This is a genomic window from Syntrophorhabdaceae bacterium (assembly GCA_028713955.1).
In the GTDB taxonomy this organism is placed as follows: domain Bacteria; phylum Desulfobacterota; class Syntrophorhabdia; order Syntrophorhabdales; family Syntrophorhabdaceae; genus UBA5609.
In genome coordinates, this window is record JAQTNJ010000328.1 from 1 (window position 1) to 2959 (window position 2959).

Genomic DNA, 2959 nt, shown 5'->3' on the forward strand with positions numbered 1-2959 from the left:
CGTCGTTGTGCAATGTTACAACATAGCCTCCTCTCCTATGCCCCTTTCGCGGCTCTTCCCGGTGCGTAGTCGGATAACATCTTTCTCAGTTCCTCTCCCTGTATAATCTCCTTCTCGGTAAGAAGATGGGCCAGATCGTTAAGGACCTTTCTACGTTCCGAAAGGATGCTGCGCACCCTTTCATGGGCATCGGACATCATCCGGGATATTTCCTCATCAATCTGGGCCGCCTTTGTCTCGCTATAGGTTTTGCCGGGAGTATAATTTTCCGGGAGGAACATGGGTTGACGGGGGCGTTCGTAGGTCACCGGTCCCAAAAGATCGCTCATGCCGTATTCCGTGACCATGGATCGTGCAATATCTGTTGCCCGCTGCAAATCATTCTGGGCACCCGTGGAGACATCTCCGAAAATCAATTCCTCTGCCACTCTGCCCCCCAGGAGAACTGCCAGACGGTCCAGTAACTCGGGACGCGTCATTAAATAGCGATCTTCCGTGGGCCGCTGCTGGGTATATCCGAGAGCCGCAATTCCCCGGGGAATAATAGAGATCTTATGGACAGGATCGGCATGTTCAACAGACTCAGCAACAATCGCATGTCCGGACTCGTGAAAAGCGACAATCTCCTTCTCCTGTTGATTCATCACCCGGTTCTTTTTTTCCAGTCCGCCCACCACCCGGTCGATGGCCTCATCGAACTCCGCTGACCCGACTGCTTCCTTGTTTTTCCTGGCGGCCAACAGGGCAGACTCGTTGACGAGGTTGGCGAGGTCAGCCCCTACAAATCCAGGGGTGAGGGCAGCGATCTTCCGGACATCCACGTCAGGACCCAAAACAACGTTTTTTGAATGTATGCGCAGGATTGCTTCCCGCCCGTTTATATCCGGACGGTCAACCAGGACCTGCCGGTCAAACCTTCCTGGCCGTAGCAAAGCAGGATCGAGGATTTCCGGTCTGTTGGTGGCGGCCATGATAATAACCCCTTTGTTCGATTCGAATCCGTCCATTTCCACCAGGAGTTGGTTGAGTGTTTGCTCACGTTCGTCATTTCCGCCGAAGACATTCATTCCCCGTGCCTTGCCGAGCGCATCCAGTTCATCGATGAAAATGATACAGGGGGCCTGCCCGGTAGCTTGGGAGAAGAGATCGCGGACACGAGATGCCCCGACGCCGACGAACATCTCCACAAACTCAGACCCACTGATGCTGAAGAAAGGCACCTTCGCCTCCCCGGCAACTGCCTTGGCCAGAAGGGTTTTGCCCGTGCCCGGCGCGCCAACGAGAAGGACACCTTTGGGAATCTTCCCTCCAAGTTTTTGGAATTTCTCCGGATTCTTCAAAAACTCCACCACCTCCTGAAGTTCTTGCTTAGCCTCGTCGATGCCCGCCACGTCGGCGAAGGTGACCTTCGTCTCATTCTCCGCGAAGAGCTTTGCTTTACTCTTGGCGAAGGACATGACCCCCATCCCCGGCCCCATCTTTTTCATGGCATATCGCCAGATGAGGAGCATAATTGCAATGGGGAGAATCCAGGAAAGGATACTGCTCAGGAATTTACTATCATAATGTCCCGAATAATCGATCTTGTGTTCATCCAGATCTTTCACAAGACCGGGGTCGTTCACCCGAATGGTGATGAACTGCCGACCCTGTTTTTGGTCTTTTCCTTTGAGCGTACCCGTGATACTCTCCGGACTGATTGTCAGTTTATCCACGTTTCCTTCGGCCAGGCTCTGTTTGAACTGACCGTACGGAATAGTCTCCACCTTGGGAGCAAAGAGGTATTGTTGCAGGTAGATGATTAAGAGCATGGCAATCAGAAAATACCAGATACTGAAATGAGTCTTGGGGGGCAAGCCTCCCTGTTTTTTCTGGGGGTCCTGGGAACCGAAGAGGGAATGTAATTTATCCTTGAATTCCTCCATTGGTCCTTTTTCATCGTCAGACGGCATATCTCCTCCTCCATACAGTTATCAGGGATAATAAAAGTGTAACTGTGCTATCATGGTACCACGTTTTTGGTGAGACCTGTTGGCAAAACGCAGTTTGGTTCTCCATTTTAACTCCGGTAGCTGGCATTTTGTTACTATAACATGGTTCAACTGTGGATTTTGGATTTTCGACGAGATATGTTTCCATCACGTTAGTCAATTAGAGCACATTCAGGGACAAGGAATATATAACGTAGTTGACTGACGTGACAGAGCACTTCCCCACTGACAGGGATAAAGGGGACGTTGGTTCAAAGTGAACTTACTCCGGTAAATTGGGGTAATGGGGCCAAATCTTTATCATTGACTCTGGCAAATTAGGGAGCGTCGGTGTCGGGCTTCCCTGTAGCAAACCGTCGTGAGGGAAAGGCAGCAGAGAGCGGAGAGCTAAGAGCAGAGAGAAAAACTTCTTAAAGGAATTGCTTATTTTGTTTCTTACTATTCACTGACTTTATTCTGCGTGTTTGCGGGGAAAGTCCCACGCCGATGCCCATCCTTACACTAAAAACCCTTCTTGCTGTGTCTTCGGTCTTAAGACGATGATGCCGGGTTTCGTCGAGATGTAATGCCTGAAGTCCTGATCGATGACCTGCCGGAATTCCTTGAGCGACGAAGCATGCCGGAGATAAAGTCCGTCGTCCATTCGAACTAAGATCCCCACATGGGTCACGTCAAGCCCCGGTGCGTCAGTGTATACTCCCAGGTAATCGCCCGTACTGAGCCTGTTCATGGTTTCGCTGTCGATGGTGTCTGTCGGGATGTAACATAATGTTCGCGCAGCCGGCGCTATCCCCTTCACAAGCAGTGTGCCGTCTTCTTTCCTGTTCAGGATCTTTTGAACCTTCCGGGACCAGAAGGGCGAGACCTGCTCGGTAACATCTTCGACGAGGTCTTTGTTGAATTTACACCAATCGGTGAAGAAGTGGTTCCTGGTCTGATAGGAGATCGTCCCGTTCCGGTACCGGATT

The 2959-nt window shown here is 51.1% G+C and carries 2 protein-coding genes; both read right to left on the reverse strand.

Annotated features, from left to right (window positions below):
* Positions 1-35 precede the first annotated feature (35 nt).
* Entirely contained in the window at positions 36-1952 is a 1917-nt protein-coding gene (gene ftsH / locus PHU49_16530; protein ID MDD5245616.1) for an ATP-dependent zinc metalloprotease FtsH, read from the reverse strand.
* A 535-nt stretch (positions 1953-2487) separates the two neighbouring features.
* Positions 2488-2959 (reverse strand): DUF1460 domain-containing protein (locus tag PHU49_16535; GenBank protein MDD5245617.1); only part of this gene is annotated, 472 nt, incomplete at its 5' end.